This is a genomic window from Zarconia sp., assembly GCF_057467645.1.
Genome location: NZ_JBRJXU010000006.1, coordinates 115538 through 136746, shown reverse-complemented (window position 1 = coordinate 136746; position 21209 = coordinate 115538). Strand labels below are relative to the sequence as shown.

The window sequence follows — 21209 nt, the reverse complement described above, 5'->3', positions numbered from 1 at the left end:
ATTCATTGGTGACTCTCCCCCTTTGTGCCTTCGTGTATCCCCGCATCTTCTTCCACGAGCAACATCTGAGCTTCGATTAACCGCAACAGCAACGGCAGCAGTTCGGTTTCTAAATCGCAATTCGGCAGCCACTCGGCAACATCCCAAATACTAAAAGATTTGCCGCAAAATAGGTTTTCGACGCACTCCGGCGTGACTCCCTTGAGGTCAATTTGTCGATCGAGAGTACAGATGCAATACTCGTCTTTAGCCCGAAATTCGATGCGAACGGGTTGGTATTTGGGGGGGCGAAATCGGGTATCGAGTCCTTTGTCGAAAAGGTCGAAGCCCACTTGAGTGGGTAGGGCAATTTCGGGATTGCGATCGCCGCTGAGGGTAAACTCTTGAGTAAACTCTCGCGTCAGTTTTTGTTCTTCGAGCAATTCCACTAAGCGATCGCTCAAATTTTGCAAGTGGCGATCGAACGGCCCCGTATCGCTGTTGGGAACCAGGGGTAGATTTTGCCGCCACGCCCGATCGTTTTGGAGCTTCCCCACCAGCCAATTGAGCCAATCGATACCCGTCCGGCAGGTAATTCCGAGGGTCAGATGCAAAGATGGTGCGGTGCGGGCGATGGCGTAGTGCCAGTGTCCCCGAGGAATGTAGAGAACGTCTCCCGGACTGAGAATGCAGTTGAGATAGGGGGGCGAATCCGGCGGTTGCAAATCGGGGGACTTATCGCTTTTGCACGGGTACTCGAGGGTTTCCTCAAACACGAACCACTCTTTAAAACCGTCAATTTGGAGAATGAAGACTTCGTGGGGATCGAAGTGGCAGTTAAATCCCTGCTGGGAGGGCCACGAACAATAAGTGTTTGTCTGGGTGCGGTGTCCGATGTCCCGAGACAATGCTGAAGTCCACTGCGCCAATGTCGGATCGAGTTCGTGGATGTGGTTGAGAATCAGGGTTGCTCCGTCTTGGCACCGTTTTACCCAATCAGTGGGACTGCAAGGAGGCAGCGTTTTTCCGTCGAGGGAAAATCGTAAATCGGGATGCTTATAGCGATGGTAGTTCAGCAGATAATTGAGCCGTTCCCAAGAAAAAAGATGGGAAAACCGATCTTCCCGATCGGTTGCCACAAATAGCCCTTGCTGAGTCCAATTCTCACTTAAGAACCGATCTACGGGGTAAGGATGCAAAAGACGTTCGAGGGTTTCCACGATGTTTAGCCGTCACCGTCGCCTTCTTCTTCTGTGTGTTCTTCTTCACAATCTTCGCCGCTTTCGCCGCTTTCGCCGCTTTCACCGCTTTCGCAACCTTCGCCTTCAGCACCTTCGCCGCCTTCGCCCATGAAGTAGATCGAATAGCGATCGTTGAGAGAAGAAACTTTTTTTTGGGTCACTTCGATTTCGATGTGACTATCTTCAGTGTGATGAGCTTGAGCTTCTGTGCCTAGAGGCACGAGCAATCCGGAGATGGTGGCAACGGTTAAGGCGAGGGAACTTTTTAGATACATTTATTGAGACTCACTCTTATTTATAACAGGCACAGAGTATTATAACCTCAAATGCGGTAATGGCAACCCTCAATTGGCGATGAATTTCAGCTCTCGATCGAAATACTTGATTTCCTTTAGATAAAAGAGGTTTCGTGATTTGAATTTGATGCAGTTGCGGTCAGTTCGCGCTAGATTCTTCATTGAGGAACCTTTCACGTTTTGAGAATCTCTCTTATCCATTAGACATTAGTCTGCTCGATCGCGAATAAGATTTGTTCTTTGTTGATGCTTTCAATCGACTCAAAGGGCGATCGAACGTATCAGCAATCCCGACTTAAAATAGAAATTGCTCCTTTAATCCAATCTTCGGCATCTTCGAGGGAGTCTTTCTGTTCGGAAAGTTCATTCAGCGCTTGTACGACCTCGCTCGGAGTATACCCCAATGCCAGTAGCGTCATCTCCACATCTTCGCGCACTTCCGGTGTAAGTCCTGCCGTCGGCGTGGTATCCAACCCCGTCGTTTGTCGCCATTCGGAAAGTTTGGCACGCAGTTCCAGAGAAATGCGTTCGGCAGTTTTCTTACCCACCCCAGGAGTTGCACAGAGGATGCGGGTATTACCCGACACAATGGCAGCAACTAAGTCGGAGAGTTCGAGGGTATCGAGCAGGGCAATCGCCAGTTGCGGTCCGATACCGCTGACGCTCACCAGTTGCCGGAACAAATCTCGTTCGGCAAGACCTGCAAACCCGTACAAAATTGGCTGTTCGTCCCGCAGTTGCAAATGGGTAAAAATCTGGATGCAATCGCCGCTGGAGGGTAGATTTCGTACGAGACGCGGTGCAATTTGCAGGTCGTATCCCACTCCATTGACTTCAACGGTCAAAATCGTGCGAGTAGTGGTTTGTTTCTGAATGCCAACGAGGGTGCCTTTGAGGTAGCTAATCATTAGACCTCTGCGGGAAAAGGGTTAAGGGGGAAAGGGATAAGAAATTCATGACTTGGCATAGATCTCGATCTGATTTTCGATCTCCGCGCCTCTGTCTATTGGTTAAGAGCAATCAAACATTGACAATAACCGTTGGTTTAGGAAGATAGGGTGGTGGGGGGAAACGGGAGAATTGGGAGAAACGGGGAAACAGGAGCAAGATGCTCCCCCTATGTCTGTGCGCGTACTGTTGAGTCTCCCGAAGCGCTCGTTGCTCCCCAATACCGTCCATCACAACTCGGAAATATAGCGAGACAACCGATCGCTGTTCCCTATTCCCCATGTACAAAAAAGAAGTGGGGGCACGCGACTTAGCCTCCCCCACTCCAATTGAAATCGAGAAATCTCGAACTTACCCATTGGGACGAACCAGCTCTAGGGGAGCTAGCCAGCCACGCAGGAAGTAGTACATCGTGCTCAGATATTCATCGAGAATTTGGGTCGTTCGTTCGAGTCCGTCGAGGCTGGGAACGAATTCTTGGAATTGAAGCCGGGAGATGAAGCTCGCATCGGGGAAATCGAAGGTGACGAAATTCGTCGGTCGGGGAACGACAGCAACGCCAACATCTTCAAAAGCCTGAGTGGCGCGATAGATTTGAGTAGCTGATGCAACCAGAACGACGCGATTTGCCAGTCCGGTACTGTCCAAAATGTTGCGAACGCTCACGGCGCTGCCTCGAACGTTAACGCCGTCGGGATCGATAATGATATTACCTGGCGATACCCCTTGTTGCTCGAGGAGAGTCTGAATATCGTTAGCTTCGACTTGATTGCCCGCAGCGGTGGGTAAATCGACGCGGCGACCGGCACTAACAATCACCGTCGGTGCTCCCAACTGCCGATAGAGATCGGCGGTATAGGAAACCAAATTTCCGGCATCGGTCAATTGAATTTGCGATCGGCCCGGTAGCTGCGGTTGCGTGGTTCCCTGTCCGAGTAAGACGATGGTTCCGGCACCTTGGTCGGCGGTTTGAGCGACGAGGGTTTGGGCATCCTCTTCAATAAAACGCTGATAGAGGGTGTTGGGAACTAAGGGCAGGCTAGAGATTAACAACACCCAAAAGGCGATTGTAATCGAAGTAATTCCTTGTTTGCTGACATCGCCCTTTTTGCCGACAACGGCTCCCCCAATCAACACGAGCGCGAGTCCCAGGGGTTTGAGGGCAAACGAAATCATATTCCAAGCGACCATAGAAATGGGATCGGTCGGCTCGAAGAAGATCAGGAAGGCTAAGACAACAACGCCAAAAATTCCTAAATAGGAATAGTAGTTGCCGGGAATGACCTTTTTAAAGAACAACCACAGCAGATAAATAACGAACAGCCATAATAAAAATCGAGTAATTAGTAGAAACATCGTTTTGGCACTGGAGAATATGGAGTTAGGTTGAATAGAATCGACAACCTCGCGCCGGACGGGAGCGCTCCCATCCGAGAGGTTAAGCCACAGTAGAGCACCCACTCGGCTGCGGTAGCCCCAGTCAGTCTAGCAACGATATCGCAAGATTTCGCGAAATCTTTTCGATTTTCAAATCTTTACCAGATCGCTTGCCAGAATTTTGACCAGAATCTTGGCCGGGGTGCTTTATCCCATCGATCGATCTAAAAACGCAGGTCAATCGATGGTTCTCGTTAGAAGCCTCGATCGAGACCCGGCACGGGGAGATTGGCTTTATGGTGGCTGGGGTTCGTCCGATGGTGTCAAGAAGATTATACGCATCCACCGCCGATGTGTTAACAGCCCCTGCGAACCGCCACCGCATTTGTTACAATCCTACTGACCTCCCCAACCGAGCTATGTCCAAATCTGCAACCCTTCCGAGTTTTCCCGCGCGCGCCCAACGGGGTCAGCGTCGGCATCCGCTGGATATGGCAGAGCCGATCGCCTGGGCGAGTGCGATGGTGGGAACGGCGGTGGGATTGGTGTCGGGACAAATCGCATATGGGGCGATCCCGGTGGCACTGGCTTTGTCCTCCAACCTCGCCAACCGCTACCGTCGCTTGCAACAGATTCAACCCCAGATGCAAGCGGTCATGGAACGATCGCAGCAACTCCACGAGGATCTCACATCGGTCCGCAATGCCCTGCAGGCGCTGCCGATTACCCAACGCATCCAAAGCTTGGAAGAGGCCTTGAGCCGGGTGAGCGAGGCGGTGGTGCAAATCCAGCAGCATCAAGAGGACTTGCAAAACCAAACCGATCGCGATCGCGAGCAAATCAAAGAAGCCTGCACCATTCTCAAACGGGGCGTTCTCAATCTCAACAACCACGCCAACCAAAATTTTGAAGAAATTCGAGGGGAGATCGAATCCGTGCGCCTCTCCCTGGCGACGTTACTCGAAACCCAGCTCGACGATCGCCCCTCCCAGACAACGGTGGAAAATCTTGCTGGAGACATCGCTCGATTACAAGGGCAATGGCAAGATCTGACCCAACGTATTCCCGAACCTCCGGATTTGACTCCCCTCACCTTACCCCTCCAACAGCAAATCGACGGACTGCAAGGCAAACTCGACGGACTCGATCGCAGTTATGCCGAGTTAGTTAAACCCGGTTTGGGATACTTAGCGCGCCAGACCCGGAAGCTTCAGAAACAACAGGATGCCACTCAGCAGACGCTCGATCGAGTCCCGAGTTGGCTCGCACATCTCGATGGGCAACTCGAAGCGACCCACACCCACCCGTATCGATTGGTCAAAGAGAATTTCGATTATCTCCTGGCAGCCTTGGATCAAGTGCGATCGACGGCGATCGTCGTTAGCCCCTGGTTGACCCTCCCGACGGGGGAAGAAAAGCGTTTTCTGGGTCTTCTCGAAGCCGCCCTGCAACGGAACGTCGGAGTCAGCATCGGCTGGGGCGATCCGGCCGATATCGGTCGAGAAGGAGAGTCTAGGCGACCGATTACCCTGAAACCGAGAGGATGGCGCTATCATCCAGAACGCGATCGCCAACAGCATTACCGCGCCCTACCCCACTTGCTCGACCTCAAAAAACGCTACGGAAATTTGAGCTTGAAACTTCTGGGGATGCGGGAGAAACTGGTGGCGTGCGATGGGGTATGGATGCTCTTGGGGGGAGAACACCTCCTCTGTCGGGACGATCGGGCTTCTCAAAAGCCATTAGGACTCTACGTCACCGATCCGCAATCGATCGCCACCGCCATCGAGCGGTTAGCCCCCCCAGCCAGCCAACCGAGTGCAAAATTGGAGCGATTCCCCATGGAAACCGTCAGTTTGCGATAAAGTTTGCGGTAACAGAGACGACGGAGCAAGCCTATGGACGAAGTACGCGTGAATTCAGAGCAAGAGTCAGTGAAGGTAAGCGAACCCTCGCTCATCTCGTTGCCGGTCGATTCCCAAGCCAAGACCGCGATCGCCCAGGCGGGTCAACCGTCGAGTTCGACACAGAAGCCCTCTGAGTCGATCGATCGGTCCTTCTTGCGCTTTATCCATTCCGCTTCTGCCAATGTCTCGGAATTTTGGCAGGCATCTAAACACTTGCGCCAGGGCGACGGACTTTATCGAGCGCGAGAATACGCACAGGCCTTGGAGGCTTACGAACGGGCTAGAGAGGTTTCGGCCGAATCTCATCGAGCCTGGCTCGGATGCGCCCGTTGCCTGCAAAAATTGGCGCGGTACGAAGAGGCTCTCGAGAGCTATCATCGCGCCACTCAACTGCAACCGGAGGATTACTGGGGGTGGATGTTGCAGGGCAAACTCCTCTACGAGCTGCAACAGTACGAGATGGCCGTCGAATCTTTAGAACGAGCTTGCCAAATTCGACCCCATCGGTACGAGTCTTGGTTTTATCAGGGATTAGCTTGCGACTCCCTGGGTCAATACCATGGGGCGGCCAATGCTTACGAACGGGCTTGCCAAATTCGACCCAAATCCCTCCAGACCTGGTTCTATCGAGCCAATGCCCTCCAGCAGATCCAACAATTCGAAGCAGCTGCCAGTGCTTTGGACGCGGCGATCGCCCTCGAGCCGAGCAATCCAACCCTATGGCTGAATTTAGCTCAGGTGCGCGAACAGTACTCAGACCCCGCCGACGTACTGGTAGCCTACGATCGCACCGTGGAACTTCTTCCTGCTGACGTCCGGCCCCCAGCAGTGCTATGGCTGGGTCGGGGCTTGTGTTTGGAACATTTGCAGCAGTACCCCGAAGCCATCGAATCCTACGATCGAGCCCTCGCCCTCGAACCGATGAACGCGCGGGCTTGGACCTATAAGGGCATGGCGTTGCTGCATCAGTGGGCAGAGGCGGCTGTGGGATGTTTCGAACGGGCGATCGGGTTGAAGCCCAATTTGGCGATTGCCTGGTACGGGCGAGGATTGGCGCTCTTCGATGCCAAACAGTACACTGCCGCCCTCTCGGACTTCGATCGGGCAACGCGACTTGACGCCAATTTAACCGAAGCCTGGTTGGGACGAGGTCAAGCCCTGGCTCGCTTGGAACGCTACAAAGAGGCGATCGTCGCCTTCGATAATGCCATTGCCTTGCAACCCGATGCCATCGAAGCTTGGGATTCTCGGGGAGATGTGTTGGTCAAAACCCAAAGCTACGAAGCCGCCCAGGCAGCTTACGATAAGGTGCGAGAATTGGTGGCTCAGGATGAGGAACTCCTGTGCGAGATCGAACTCAAGCGGGCGGATATTTTTGAAAAGCTGTATTTGTACGACGATGCGATCTCCACCTACCATCGCGCCATGAGCCTCGCGCCCCAGCAACCGAGTATTCCCCTCCAATGCGGCAAATTGTTAGAACAATTGGAACGATATACCGATGCGGTGGGTCTTTACGATCGAGCTTTGGGGATTTGGCCCCACGATGCATCTTTGTGGATGCGACTCGGCGTGGGACTGGCGGCCCTGGAGCGCTACGAAGAATCGATTGTGGCTTTCGATCGCGTCATCGGTCTGCAACCGGGAAATCACAAGTGTTGGCTGCAACGGGCGAGGGTGCTAGAACGGGCCCAACGCAACCACGATGCCATGCGCTCGTACGAAATCGCCGTCGGGATCGATCCCAACTGTCAGTTTATTGCCTGCGAGGACTGGGATTGAGAAGTCGGAAAGTGAGAATTGGGAGAAACGGGAGCAAGATGCTTCCACGATGTACTATCTATAGCTACATTCAGTGAGGTTAGGACACTTAGCGAGCACAGCCAACTCTCCAAAATCTTTCTTCCCCTGCTCAACACTGCTCCCCTAAACTCGTGTCCGAACGATCTTGAATACAGCTATACCTTCCCCTGCCTCCTCTGCCCCCAAAAGTTCCCAAAGCTTTCGATGGCGATCGAGAAATGCCTCAAGAGGTTTGGCTTACAATAGAAACACGAACGAGTCAATAACGATTCGATCGAATATCGTTGCTGTTTGAGTCACCCTCGATTTACGGATTCGCCCATCGAGCGTAAGTGTTTTCGGAATTTAGGCTTGCACGAGACTTAGCTGACTTTCACCTCCAAACTCTGTATTTATACATGTAATTGGCAATTTGTCAATGCTATCGACGAGTGCGATTGACCTATTGGTGCAGTCGATGAATCGGCAGGCTATAGCCCCACGTACGCACCCAATTGCCAATTCGCGAGAAGATCGGTTGGTTTGGCAGCGACGGCTCTTCTCTAGATTTCCTCTTGAACTGTGAAGTGACTACTGAGTACCATGCGCAAACTTCAGCTTTTCTTCTCGATCGCGATCGCCTTTTTGGTCGTCAATCACGTAACCTTCGATGTCGCCACCTTTCATCTAGAATTCGACGTACCCGAAGCTGAAGCCAAGCGCTCGGGGGGACGCAGTCGGGGGGGGTCTTTCAAACGCCCGTCTCGTTCCTCCTCACCCTCTCGCTCGTCATCCCCATCTCGTTCCTCCTCACCCTCTCGCAACAGTACTCCCGCACCTCAAGGGCAGTCGGGGGGCAATACGGGTGGACGAGTGCGCGGGGGTTCCTTCGATAACCAACCCACCTCCAAGCCAACACCCCAGTCCACACCCGTACCCGCACCCACCACGGCACCGCAACCCGCTACGGTACCCACCGTACGCCAACCTCAACCTTCTAACTCGAATACCGTCATCGTTCCGGTACCGATTCCCGTTTCGCCACCGCGACCTTACTACAACCCCGGCTACAACCCCGGTTACAACCCCGGTTATAACTCCAACGACAACAATTACGACAGCAGCGAGAGTGACGACAGTGACGATACGAGTGTCATTGAGTCCACCTCTTCCTCAAGTCCCAATACTAGCGGATCTTCCGGGGTATCTTCTGGGCGTATTTCGAACTCCTCTGCAGGATTTCCCTGGCGTTTTCTTTTAATTCTGTTAATTCTCGGCGTGGGGATTTGGGTGCTTTGGGCGTTGCTCTCGAAATCGAAGAGCGGCAATAGCACTGATAAAGAACTCGATAACGATATTGTCACGGTCACCAAACTGCAAGTGGCGCTGCTGGCCGAGGCACGGGACATCCAATCTCATCTAACCCAACTCAGTCTCAGTGCAGATTTAGAAACTCCTGAGGGTTTGGTCGAATTGTTGCAGGAAACCGCTCTGGCGCTGCTGCGCAAACCCGATTGCTGGAGTCACGTGCTGGCGAGTTCCGAAACCGTGAAGAATCGAGAAGACGCCAGCCGAATGTTCAATCAAATATCGATCGGCGAACGGAGTAAGTTTAGCGCTGAAACTCTCACCAACGTTGACGGTCGCATTCGCCAACAGCAACCGGGTGAACCCAGCGACGACCTCGAACCGGCAGAATACATTGTCGTCACCTTGCTAGTGGGAACCGAAGACGACAAGCCGCTATTTGGTGAGGTGCGATCGACCGAAGACCTCGAAGCCACCTTGCAAAAGTTAGCGGCTATTTCCCCAGAGTACCTACTCGTCTACGAACTGCTGTGGACGCCGCAAGCCGAGACCGACAGCCTCAGTTACGACGAGCTGTTAATGGGGTATGCCGAGATGCTTCAGGTTTGACACTCCTCCGCATGAATGACGGGGGATTCTTGGTTCGCAGATCCGGACTTACTCGGTTTAAAAGTTGTCAAAGTACCACTAGTACAGTGCGGTAGAAATATAGTTATTCAGCAAGCCCTATATATTTACAATAGCTAGATTTTTTAATGAGACTTATCGTGTTTTAAAAAATCTAGAATTGCAAGGTTAACACTTTGAGGTTGTGAAAATGTCAAATCATGACCTGCATTTTTTATAACATTTATTTTAATGTTATGTTCTAATTTTTGAATTCGTTCAAGCATTTTTTTAACCGAATAAACAACCTCATTTTCACCAACTAAGATAAGAGTTGGCATTGTCAGTTTTTGTATATCTTCATCAGATAGTGATGTGGCAAAAACCATTGGAGGCGACTTATGACTTTGCATTCCAAGATATAAAAAATTAAACCACTCATTAAACTTTGTTTCGTTTTTTATATCTTTTTCTAGAAAATCAAAAAATAGCCAACGAGTCAACTGTTTGAATAAAAACTTGATTTTAAATTGAAACATACCCAATAATATTGCAAATAGTAGAAATCTTAAAGAAAAGGGTGCAATGCCACCAGGTACTATAAGAATTATTTTACCGAGTCGATGTGGAAACCTGAGTGCATATTGGCTAGTCAGCCATCCACCATAAGATAAACCAATTAAATTAATTCCTTGTTCGAGACCTAATCCATCAAATACCTCATCTAACCAATTCGTAAAATCCTCAGAACTTTTTAATAACTTAGTATAAATACTACGACCCGGGTCAGAGATAGTATCGATCGCATAGGTTCTGTAGTCTTGCGATAGTTCTTCGATATTGGGTAGCCAATTCAGAGAATTTTCCAAGTGACCATGCAATAACACAATGGGTAAACCATCTACCGGACCACTAATCCTAACAAAAGTTGTACCGTAGGATGTTTTAATAACGATCGTTTCAGATGGTACTGGCCATTTCTTCGCAAGAGTATCATAACTAGAAAGAAATTGTTCTCTGGCTTTAGAAGAGCGAAAAGGATGATAAGAATTGATTTTCATAAAATCTTGCGTTTAGAGTTCTAAGCGTTCAAGAGAGTTGATAATTTTTTCAATCAAGTGAAAATTATTTTTATGATTTATTTTTTTCAGTTGATGAAGGTGAAGAAAATATATTTGAGTTAATAGTTTTATTAATTAAGACAGTAATCATATGAGATAAGATTCCTGAAGGACCTCCTCCAAAATAGCTCAAAATGATTGAATGAGCGGTAAATATTCCAGTTCGTTGTCCTTCCCAGTAAATCCAACGACCCACAAATAAATCGAGAGTTAAAAGTTGGACCCAAGTTAGAGAAATAATTTCTTCACCTCTAAAAAAAAGCACAATATTTTCTAAAGGAACGAAAAATAAGTTACTAGCTGATTCAGGAGTAACAGATTGACTTAACAAGTATAAGAAAATCATGATTAACGGTAGAAAAAGTAATGAAGATTTCATTACTTTTCGAGATATTTCCCAATTTGGAAATAAGACTATCATTATCCAAAATGGAATCACATAATAGTTGGCGATATTATAAAGTAAATTGACACTCATGAAAAAAAATAAAATTTATAAACATCACTACTGGTTAATACTGAATTCTCTGACATCAAAAACTTATCATAATTCAACCTATTCTTGTAGACTTTCTGTTGTATAAATATATATACAGAATATCCATCTTCTGTCACTTTCCGGAATTCTAACGAATTACCGTCATTACAGCCAACGATAGAGAATCAGGGTGTAACCCCCATTTCTCGGAGAGTAACAGAAGAAGGATATAGAAATTCTGAGACTTGTAAGGTACACCCTGATTCAATTTCCCATTTCTTGTTCCCCATTCTCTATTCTCAGAAATTCTGTACCTCATGAATGTGATAACTGCTATAATTTCATCTTCTATCATTCAAAATGAGGATATACATCTTCTTCAAACAGAGTTTTTATAACTTCACAGCCAGTATTTTCTACTATATCTTTATAATCTTTCCACACACTATAATCTGTTCTTGCTGGTGACCTTTCCAACTTGCTCAACCAAGTAGTATGAATTGTAACTCCCATATTTAATCGAGGGTTGCTGAGTCTGTATTGTGGACCCACACTCAAGTTTTTGGCATCGAAAATCCAGAGTTCTGTATTGTCAGACAGCAGGTTATCGGAATAAATCACGACACAAACAATATAGCCATCTGTCGGTTCGGTGGAGTCAGGTCGTGGAATGAATTGAGGTGAATTGCCAAAGTATCCTGATGGAAAGTTATAATAATCCTCAATTTTTAACTCTGGAGTATCAGAAGTTTCAGAATGTTGGATATGTAATCGGAGTAGATTTGCTGGCTTACCATTTTTGATAATATCATGAACAAGCTCGGAAACAGATACAACCCTATTGGGATATTTTTGATACATTTCCAAAATAGATTGGCTTAAGATTTCAGAATAAATTCCCCAACAGTTCCAGAATAAATTGGTGATATTTTGAGACTGAATCTCTTGTCCAGTATATAAAGATAAAGCCCATAAGTGATTTCTAGAATCAATTTCAGAAAGTATGTTTTTTTTAATCACTTTTTCTTTTTCTACATCTAGAATCCAGCATCCGATACGATTAACATCCATTGGGCTTGCTGGCAATCCGCCGTTAATTAGCATATTGTCAGATATTGGGCAATCTGAACGATGAATAAACTCTGCTGGATCTGAAGCAGCTGTATGACCCACATGAAGTATAACTTCACCTTCTTTATCATCATAGTTTGCTAAAAAATGAGCGGTTTCTGGATGAATTCTAATTCGTTTCGCTATTGCCCGATTTTGTTTTAATTGATTTCTCGAAATAAAATATAAATCGGTATAAGGTAATTCAGGATATTTTAGGTATTTTCTAATAAAATCTAAAATTTTATTGAAAATCTTAGTTACTTTTTTGTCTTTAAAAAATAGTTGAGGAATTAAGCCATACAAAGGAAGTTTAAATGCAGAATCTGACAAAACAATATAATTTTTGGTTAATGCCATTTGATGAAGACTTTGTTCGATTTTCATCAAACTACCATCTTCAAGAAAAACTGGTATTTTCTCAATCTCTGTATTCTCTCCTCGCCAGACATTTAAATATATTAAGTCATAACCAAGAACAGATATTTTTTCCATTAAGTATTTAATTTTTTCTACAATAAATTTTGACACTAGAAATCCTGAGTTTTTAATATTTTTTAAATATTTTTTTTTTGATGTCATGGTTTGCGTTTTGTGTATGAAAGTCAAATAAGCGAGATAAGGGTAAGAGACCTGGAAACGATTTGCAGGCATTAACTGTAAACATTTCATTTGTCTGAGAGTCAAATTGTGGATGTGCCGTGCTTAAAATTGGAGGACATATCCCCTTAGGAGCAAGAGGTGTAATGGGATGCCACTGATCGTTCCACCCAATGGGAGCAACAAGGTCTAAGGTACAGGGATCGATCTCGTAAGGTCGTCCAGCATCCCACGTCACTAGCAAACGTTCTGTGCCATTGGAAAACTTCATCCGTAAAAAAGCTGTATTTAGATAGTTGCGAGAACCAAGTTTTAGAGACAAACGAGCTAAGCCGCAATTTCTGAATTTAAGCCAAGGATACTCCTTTTGCCACTGCTCCTGATATTTAGATTTTTGAGACAGTGCGAGGTCGGCGTAAAAGTCTGGTGTTTTGACAATCCGAGTTGACATCCAGGCTTTACCGATTTCTTCACACACGTTATACGATTGACCGGACTGGTAAACGTAAGGACGACGTGGTGTTTTGTGAAAATCCAGACGATAGACCATTCCATCTCCGTTATAGATAGGAATAGAACCATTTTTGCAAGGCTCGACAATATGAGAAGAACCTTGGTATTTAGGAGTATCGATTGCTCCTACTGCTCCGATAATAAATACATGACCTTGCAAATCTTCTGGAAGTTTACACTGCTGCTCTGTTAATCCTTTCTTAACAATTAGATCTAAAGGTTGGTGCTCACTATCTTGTCCGTAAAATTCTTCTCGACTCACTGATAAAATAGCTTGAGGCAATCGTAGTGGGAGCGAGCAATCAGTATGGTTCGCAGTGAATTCCGTTACACTAGAAATTAATTGACTCACTAACTAAACTCCTAAAATTTAAATTTATAATGGGTTGTATTATTCCCAATATTCAGCGAGTTGTCAACAATAAAAACACGCCTATTTGCAGACCTTTGCACTTTCGTGCATCCTGTCAACTTGCTCCTAGAAGCAAGACAAAGAAGAGTCTGCGGTTTCATTGATACTGCTTCTGTTTAATCGGGAGTCGAGGTCAAACTCAAACTACGAGCAACTAGTGCCGCTACAGGTCATTAAAAATCAAAAATGCTTACTGTACATAGCTTTCAGCAGTTGAGAACTCGGTAGTGATTTCTGCCGCGCTGCACTGGTAGACTGAGGCAGGAATTCACCCACCATTGCTTCCGGTGGATACACCACGATCGGGACGAAATGGTAGTGAAACTCCCACCACCTTGTACTAGAGCGAGTTCAAGAATTTCAACAGCGCCTCTCGATCACCTTCTTCCATGGCCACAAACTGTTCCTTGGATTGCTCCGCCTCACCGCCATGCCAGAGAATTGCTTCGGCTAAATTACGTGCGCGACCATCATGCAAGAAAAACGTGTGCTTGTTGACATTCTCAACCAAACCAATCCCCCATAAAGGCGGCGTTCGCCACTCCCTGCCATCTGCCTCAAAATCCGGACGATTGTCAGCGAGATCGGTCCCCATGTCGTGCAACAGTAAATCCGTATAGGGGTGAATGACGCGATCGTTATACTCAGAATGCTCGGAAGCCGTTCCCGTCACCTGTCGAGGTAAGTGACAAGAGGCACATTGCGTCTGATAAAACAGTTGTTCTCCCCGTTGCTCGGAGATTCCATCGAGATTGCGCCTTGCCGGAACTGCTAGCAAACTGACATAGGTGGTAATTTTGTCCAAAAAGACATCGCTCACCTCGGGTCGATCGCCAAATTGGGTTTTTTCTTGACAGTCCACCTGGGACTCCGTGCAGCTTGAGGTCTCCAGTAAGCTGCTGGTAATGCCAATATCGCCATTAAACGCGCCGGCAATTTGCTGCTTTAAGGTCGATTCGTTGGCTTTCCAACCAAAACGACCCAAGTGCGTTGCCTGTCGCTCGACATCCCAAACCCAGTTCGGACGACCGGAAATCCCATCTCCATCTAGATCGTCGGGGTCGGCTTGTTGGAGGATACTCTCTTGGGGAATATTTTCGAGCAGTCCCAGCCCAAATACTGCCGGGGCCACGCGGGGAGAAAAGAGGAGATCGTCCCCGAACGGACCGTAGCCGAGTTCGGTAAACTCGTAGGTCGGGCGACGCAGACTAAAAGATAGACCATCGGCAAACTGCCCCGGCTCTTCCGTCCAAGAAATTTTCGTTTTTCCCTCAGCCGCCACACCGAGGATAGCTTGCTCCTGAAACTGTCCGCCATAGACGGGATGCGGCATCGGTCCGCCGCGCTCGTCTCGTCCCGGAACGCTCAGCCGCATCAACATCGAAAGCATGCGGGTTTCGTCGGGCAGAGGCGGACGACCTCGACCGTCCCGCACGTGGCAACCCGCGCAGGAATTGCGGTTGAATAGGGGACCGAGGCCATCGAGGGTGGCAACAGAAGCCGGAGCTTGAACCCATTGGGTGTTGAATAGGTGGTCTCCAAAGGAAAAGATTCGCCGCCGTCCGCGATCGAGGTTGACAATCGGTTGAGCAAAAGCCGTTTGGGTAATTCTTTCAACTGTTGCCAGTTCTCCCCCAGACAACGCCGTGCGGTTTTCCTGAATTTGGGCAGTATAATCCTCTCGCGCGAATCGTGGCGGGTTCGCTGCTCGATCGGTTGCCATCCCCAGAGGTGGAGATAGCGCGGAAGAGAACACGATCGAAATGGCGATCGCGACGGCAACAATCGCGAGCCGGTAATGCCTACGTCTCATTCTGCCAAAATCTCCACATCAACTCCGAGTACGGTACCCAATGCTTGAAAGGCTTCAGCCTGATTCTCCAGGGCTGTAATCGCCATTTCTGCTTCTTCTCTGGCATCGCTGCCGAGTGGTGAAGCCAGCACGCTATCGAAGGGTTGGTTAATGCTCGCGATCGCCTCGCGGGTCTGCGTCAAAGCTGCGATAACGGTTTGGTTTATCCCCGGATCTAGCTGAGCGATCAGTTCGTCGAAACCTGGCCCGTCGTAGTTTCCGTAGTTTCCAAAGTAGACATTCTCAATCCCTTTGGCATTGAAGACAAAGTCCTGGTAAGTGGTATCGCTAAAGCAGGAATGTTCGTCTTCTTGATTGCCGCTGTCGAGGGGAACGGCCATACGTTCGGAAGACATTTCAAAGGCGCTGAGGGTTGCGAGGGAGGTGAAAATTTTGCTTATCGATTCTTTTGGATCTCGATCGATAAACTCCGCGCGGAAATTATTGGCGTTTGGCTTCCATTCGTTTTCGAGAAAGCTCAAGTCGTCGATGAGCTGGGTGGTAACCAATTGGAGATAGGTGCGACGGCGATCGTTAGTATCTCCATCAGGGACGAAATCTTCAAAACTCCGTTCTCCGGGGCCTTGGGCGTTAAAGTCCTGACCCCACAGCAAAAATTCGATCGCGTGCCAACCCGTGGTCACATCAGCTTCATCGGTCACCTGGTCGTTTTCCAAGATGGTTTCGATGGAAACGTCCAAACTCTTGTTATTAATAATGCCACTATCCGGATTGCCCCGAACGTAATCGATAAACGCCTCATTCATCGGCCAAGCATTAATCCGTCCCTCGGGTCCTTCTTCCCCAGTGGCGGGATCGATAAAGTCGATCGGACCTTCATAAAATCGGAACGCTTCGGTTTGTAAATAACTTTGACGAGCTTGAACCCAAGCTTGCTGGGCGGCCTGATGGGTTGCAGCGTTGGGTTGAGCCAGGAAGGCATCGATCGCCTCGCCCAAACCTACTGCCTGCTGATGAGAATCCCGGTAGTTTCGATAGACCAACTCGGCATAGCCTTCAATATAGGGTCTCAGAGAGACCTCCATGGCTAGAGACTCTGGTTCGGGAGAGGGCATTTCCAAAGACCCATAATTCTCAGGAGTCGTCGGGGCGATCGTGCCCCACACCCGACCGATTGGGGAGAGGGACAGAGCTGTGAGGGCGGCAACTGCAATTTTTAAAGAGGTATGAGTTAAAGAGGTATGAGTCATAACGATGTTGAAAGAATAGGAGGATATCGAACCGTCTAGTGCAGCGTGGCAGAAATAACTGACCGGCTCTCAAGCACTGAAAGCTATGAACAGTAAGCATTTTTCATTTTTCATTTTTCATTCCGCGTAGCGGCACTAGCTCTCGGAGAACCGTGTTGATGGCACTTTGAAGTGTCAGAGATGGCAAAGCGATAGAGTCCCCGACCCAAAACCCGCATTCTGGAATCCGAGCAACTGGATGAGTACCCGATCGACCCGTCCGTTTCTAATGCCAAAAATTCGCGATCGGGGAAACCGTTGAGCGGGACTTAGATCGTTTAATGTAGCAGGATCCGAAAATATTGAGAAGTACTTTCAACTAGTGAGCAGTAAGTCTTAAGGTTTATTCAAGCTTTAGATCTCAAAAAACTTCAAGTCATTTTCAGGCATCTTATCGGTTAAATCTAGAAGCTCTTGTGGCTTGAGATTCAAGCGCGATCTTTTAAACATCGCCCTCAACGCCGGTAACCATCCCCAGCCTCAGATGTCGGAAAAACTGATGGCAGACTAGTACGAAACTTGAGTTATCTCATGTCATAGCATCTCAAGCATATTGAGAAGAAATTTCAACTGAAAGCCAATCGGTTTTCACTGTAGGTGGGGAGATCGTGATGATTGACAACGCGAGCGCATGGTTTGTCGCAACCGTGCGCTCGCCGATTCCCCTCATGGGTAACCATCAACTCGAAGCTTCCATCTCGATCTCGAATATGGCGATCGAAACTGCATAAGTTCCCCTGCCTCAGAAATATGTATTCCTAGAGGAGTCGAACGGAAACCGTCTACAGGAGAAAAGAGCGTTGTCGACCTTGCTTTTTCTGCTCTCTGAATTTAGAATTTTCCGATATTCAATCTCAAATAACGTCAGGGTCAATTATTCGTTGAAAACAAGACAAGCTTAAATCTTAACTCTCTTTTTCAAAGAGATTGACAAGATGCAAATAGTATGGATTAAAAAATAAATTGTTATGTCTGCATCTTCAGGCTTAGATCGTCATTATTCACTCAGCATCCGAAAATTCGGTGATATCTGTTTGTTTGAACTGTCCTGGGGTCAAGGGCAACAACGAATAGCTCAACTGGAATATCCTCCGATTATCGAACAACTCTATGAAGATTGGCGGCGGGTTTATTTAAGTTTTTATAAATCCGAATTGCGGGGACGAGTGGTAGATGATGGGACGATGGCGCCGCAACCCATCGATTGGCACGCCAAAGTGGTGCAGGCAGAAGCGGTATTGATGTATGAATTCCACCGTTGGTTGCGCAGTCGAGAATTATTTGAAATTCGCGAGCAAATTGCTCAAAATCGATCGATCGCATCTCAAACTGAATCTAAAATAGAAGTTTTTCTCACCTGCACGCCCTTAGAATTGGCGCGGTTACCCTGGGAAGCGTGGGAAATTGCCAGTCAATCGAGCATTCGGATTTCGAGAACTCCAAGCAATATCCAAACAGCGGGAAATCCTCAAAACCAACATCGAAATAAAACCCGCGTTTTGATGATTATTGGTCAAGACGAGCATCTCAACTTCCAAGAAGAGATAAAAGCCGTTGCGGCTTTAAACAAACAGCTCGATATTCGATTTTTGGGTTGGCAGCAAACACAAGAGCAAAGTCAAACGATCGAGCAACTTCAAACAGAGATTCGAGACGCTCTAACCGATTCTGAAGGCTGGGATATTCTCTTATTTGCCGGACATAGTAACGAGCAGCAATTGCTCGGCGGACAGATTGCGATCGCCCCCAATGCCTCCATTTCTATCCAAGAAATTGCTCCAGATTTAGAAATTGCCCAACAGCGAGGACTTAAATTTGCCCTCTTTAATTCTTGTAACGGCTTAAATATTGCCGAAGCCCTGATCGACTTAGGATTATCTCAAGTGGCGATTATGCGCGAAGCGGTTCACAATCGAGTTGCCCAAGAATTTTTGGTGCAATTCCTGCAACACCTCGCCCAATATAAAGACGTTCACGACTGTTTGCTGGCGGCTTGCGACACCCTCAAAGTCAAGCAAAATCTCACCTATCCCTCGGCGTACCTGATTCCGACCCTCTTTCGCCATCCCGGTGCGGAACTCTTTCGCCTGTATCCGAGGGGGTGGAAAGCGAGGCTGCGGCAACTCTTACCCAACAAAATCGAAGCCCTGGCACTATTGGTGTTGGTATTCCTCAGCCTGCAAATTCCCGTCCAGTTTAGCTTGCAGCAACAGCGCTTACTGGTTCAGGCGGCGTACCGCAACCTCACCGGACAGCGGGACGGCGATGTGAAAAGCACGATCGAACCCACCCCCATTTTGCTAGTGCAAATTGACGAAAAATCGATTCGAGAAGCGGGCATCAGCGATCCCAGACCTATGGATCGAACTTATCTGGCCCGGTTAATCGATCGACTCGTAGCCCTCGATGCCCAGGTCATTGGTTTAGATTATCTGCTCGATCGCCCTCAAGGAGAAAACGATGAGGTGATGAGGCGATCGATTCGGGCGGCCGTCTCGGGGGACTCTCCCACCTGGCTGGTCTTTGCCACCATCCGTCACGATGTTGAAGGTTGGCTGGGCGTGCATCCGAAACTGGCTCGTTCCCAGTGGAGTTTGCCCGGACATATCGGGATGCGGCGTTGGGATTTGCGCCTGCTCAAAAACGCACATTTAACGGGAGATGAACCGTTACCCTTGTCTTATGCCCTGGCCCTAGCCGATGGATTAAATCGCGAAGGCGCGAATGCACCCCAACCGCAACTCGATCGTTCGACGGATTTGACCGAGGATTCGATCGACCATATTCAACAAACGGTCGACATACAAACTGAAGACTGGCAAAATCCTCTATTATCTCCTCAGTTTCGTCGCCGACCTCTGACAATCTTTTCCTATCGCTTGCGCCAACAATGGCTGCATCCGATTTTGGATTTTTCCATTCCCCCCCAGCGCGCGTACGATCGCCTTCCGGCTTGGCAGTTACTCGACGAATCTGCGGACGTACCACAGTTGAAAACCGCTCGTCCCCCCATTGTTATCGTGGCAGCTGGGGGATATCTCGAAGCCGGGATTGCCGCAGATGGGGCCGATATCTTTCCCTTACCACCAGCGATGGCATACTGGCGCGATCGAGAAAATCCGCCCGATCCGCGCCAAGTTTTAACGGGGGCAGAAGCCCAAGCCTACGCCCTCCATCACGTTTTAACGAAACGGGTGGTCGTCCCGATTCCCGACTTGTGGGCTATTGGAGTCGCAGTGTTGCTGGGAAAAGGGATGGCTGTGGTTTGGGGAGGACAGCAAGGCAAAGTTCGATCGACTCGAGGCAAATTTAGGACCATTTTCGATCCGCGCTTGCCCTTTATCCTCGGGATTCCCGCCACTTACGGATTGATGAGTTTACAAGTTTACATCGGGGCAGGATTGTTGTTTCCTTGGGTTTTACCCTCGGTTGCGTTTTGGGTTCTGACTCTGCCCCCTATTTTCAGGAGTAGAATTGATGGTTAAATTCAATCGGATGTTTTCTAGCCTTTTCATTGCAACAGAGTTGGTATTTGTTGCGTACTCGTACTGCCACGCCAGCATCGGGGATTCTGTTTCTCCCGTACCATTGGAGTCAGATCGGTGGCAGCAAGTCGATCGCGATCGATTTTCCCGATCCTGGCAAACCAAGGATGAAGCCGAACCACCCAAACCGCCCGTTGATACCGGAACCAATTGGGCAGATGTCTTGCCCCCACCTCCCAAAGACGAAGAAAATACCGGAGTACGGGGGGGGTTCTGCTCGATCGCCCCAGGTCGTTTGGGTACGACTCAGATAGTATGGAACGATCGCCCGTTATTCCTCTGGGATGAGACTCGGGGGAACGTGACGCGCGTCGAAGTCCGCGACGGCGACGATATTCAAAATTCAACCTTATTGTGGTCAGCCGAACCGACGGAAAACCAAGCCCAGTACGATGGAGAAGCCCTCGCACCGGGTCAAACTTATTATTGGTTGGTTTTCTTCAATGGGGCAAACCAGCCGACGATGGCGATTTCCTTCCAGATTGCGGAGGCACTCGATCGCGATCGCATTGCTGGAGAGTTAGCAGCACTCACCCTACCCGACAATGCCAGCGAAGAAGATATCGCCCGGATTCGCGCCCAATACTTCACCGAGAACGGGTTGCCATCGGATGCCTTCCTCGAAGCCTTCTCCGTCGTCGAACCCTCCGAAGAACTGGCAACGCTTCTAGAGGCTTTGCCCGAGGAATACTGCCGGGAACCGGAGGATTAGGTAGGGGCACAAGCATTTGGGCTAAATTAACGTCAGTTCGGGATAAAAAGTGTCGGTTGGGGTGGGGTGTGGGGTGTGGGGTGTGGGGAATGAATTCATTGAATAATTCTCTTCTCCCTTGTCTCCTTGTCCCCTTGTCTCCTTGTCCAATGGCGCATCAGCTTAACCTTTC

General features: G+C 48.5%; 16 protein-coding genes. 6 read left to right on the top strand and 10 right to left on the bottom strand.

The genetic code is table 11. From position 1 onward, the window contains the following. Positions 1-2: 2 nt before the first annotated feature. The 4 genes from AC2215_RS00815 to AC2215_RS00800 form a co-directional block, all read right to left on the bottom strand. Positions 3-1199, bottom strand: coding sequence for a cupin domain-containing protein (locus AC2215_RS00815; protein ID WP_486808044.1), 1197 nt, complete (start codon positions 1197-1199; stop codon positions 3-5). 5 nt (positions 1200-1204) lie between these two features. After that, on the bottom strand, positions 1205-1495 hold the full coding sequence (locus AC2215_RS00810; protein ID WP_486808043.1) for a hypothetical protein: 291 nt from the start codon (positions 1493-1495) through the stop codon (positions 1205-1207). Between the two features lie 302 nt (positions 1496-1797). Next, on the bottom strand, positions 1798-2424 hold the full coding sequence (gene ruvA, locus AC2215_RS00805; RefSeq protein WP_486808042.1) for a Holliday junction branch migration protein RuvA: 627 nt from the start codon (positions 2422-2424) through the stop codon (positions 1798-1800). A 391-nt stretch (positions 2425-2815) separates the two neighbouring features. Further along, positions 2816-3820: a YdcF family protein gene (locus AC2215_RS00800; protein WP_486808041.1), complete on the bottom strand. Its 1005-nt coding sequence runs from the start codon at positions 3818-3820 to the stop codon at positions 2816-2818. A 440-nt stretch (positions 3821-4260) separates the two neighbouring features. Between AC2215_RS00800 and AC2215_RS00795 the strand changes: the two genes are divergently transcribed. The 3 genes from AC2215_RS00795 to AC2215_RS00785 all read left to right on the top strand — a co-directional run bounded on the left by AC2215_RS00795 (position 4261) and on the right by AC2215_RS00785 (position 9447). Beyond that, positions 4261-5706 (top strand): phospholipase D-like domain-containing protein, encoded by a 1446-nt coding sequence (locus AC2215_RS00795; protein WP_486808040.1) that lies wholly within the window; start codon positions 4261-4263, stop codon positions 5704-5706. A gap of 33 nt (positions 5707-5739) precedes the next feature. Next, entirely contained in the window at positions 5740-7530 is a 1791-nt protein-coding gene (locus tag AC2215_RS00790; RefSeq protein ID WP_486808039.1) for a tetratricopeptide repeat protein, read from the top strand. A gap of 603 nt (positions 7531-8133) precedes the next feature. Continuing rightward, positions 8134-9447, top strand: a complete 1314-nt coding sequence (locus tag AC2215_RS00785) for a DUF1517 domain-containing protein (protein ID WP_486808038.1) — start codon at positions 8134-8136, stop codon at positions 9445-9447. Between the two features lie 143 nt (positions 9448-9590). On the opposite strand, the gene AC2215_RS00780 is transcribed toward AC2215_RS00785, so the two are convergent. The 6 genes from AC2215_RS00780 to AC2215_RS00755 form a co-directional block, all read right to left on the bottom strand. After that, complete coding sequence (locus tag AC2215_RS00780; protein WP_486808037.1) at positions 9591-10505, bottom strand: alpha/beta fold hydrolase; 915 nt, start codon at positions 10503-10505, stop codon at positions 9591-9593. Positions 10506-10575: 70 nt separating this feature from the next. Next, positions 10576-11043 carry an ABA4-like family protein gene (locus AC2215_RS00775; protein ID WP_486808036.1) on the bottom strand — a complete coding sequence of 156 codons (468 nt, stop codon included), beginning with the start codon at positions 11041-11043 and terminating at the stop codon, positions 10576-10578. Between the two features lie 351 nt (positions 11044-11394). After that, complete coding sequence (locus AC2215_RS00770) at positions 11395-12735, bottom strand: carotenoid oxygenase family protein (RefSeq protein WP_486808035.1); 1341 nt, start codon at positions 12733-12735, stop codon at positions 11395-11397. After that, positions 12701-13618 carry a carotenoid oxygenase family protein gene (locus tag AC2215_RS00765; RefSeq protein ID WP_486808034.1) on the bottom strand — a complete coding sequence of 306 codons (918 nt, stop codon included), beginning with the start codon at positions 13616-13618 and terminating at the stop codon, positions 12701-12703. The genes AC2215_RS00770 and AC2215_RS00765 overlap by 35 nt, the downstream gene beginning before the upstream one ends. 400 nt (positions 13619-14018) lie before the next feature. Further along, the gene (locus tag AC2215_RS00760; protein WP_486808033.1) at positions 14019-15491 is read right to left on the bottom strand and encodes a di-heme oxidoreductase family protein; all 1473 of its coding nucleotides are present in this window, start codon (positions 15489-15491) and stop codon (positions 14019-14021) included. Continuing rightward, on the bottom strand, positions 15488-16741 hold the full coding sequence (locus AC2215_RS00755) for an imelysin family protein (protein ID WP_486808032.1): 1254 nt from the start codon (positions 16739-16741) through the stop codon (positions 15488-15490). The genes AC2215_RS00760 and AC2215_RS00755 overlap by 4 nt, the downstream gene beginning before the upstream one ends. A 647-nt stretch (positions 16742-17388) precedes the next feature. Here AC2215_RS00755 and AC2215_RS00750 point away from each other — a divergent pair. From AC2215_RS00750 to AC2215_RS00740, 3 genes are all read left to right on the top strand, one after another. Next, positions 17389-17511: a hypothetical protein gene (locus AC2215_RS00750; RefSeq protein WP_486808031.1), complete on the top strand. Its 123-nt coding sequence runs from the start codon at positions 17389-17391 to the stop codon at positions 17509-17511. Positions 17512-17748: 237 nt separating this feature from the next. Beyond that, positions 17749-20265: a CHASE2 domain-containing protein gene (locus AC2215_RS00745; RefSeq protein WP_486808030.1), complete on the top strand. Its 2517-nt coding sequence runs from the start codon at positions 17749-17751 to the stop codon at positions 20263-20265. After that, a complete protein-coding gene (locus tag AC2215_RS00740; protein WP_486808029.1) occupies positions 20258-21037 on the top strand; it encodes a hypothetical protein in 780 nt (259 codons plus the stop codon). Before AC2215_RS00745 ends, AC2215_RS00740 begins: the two co-directional genes overlap by 8 nt. Positions 21038-21209 lie beyond the last annotated feature (172 nt).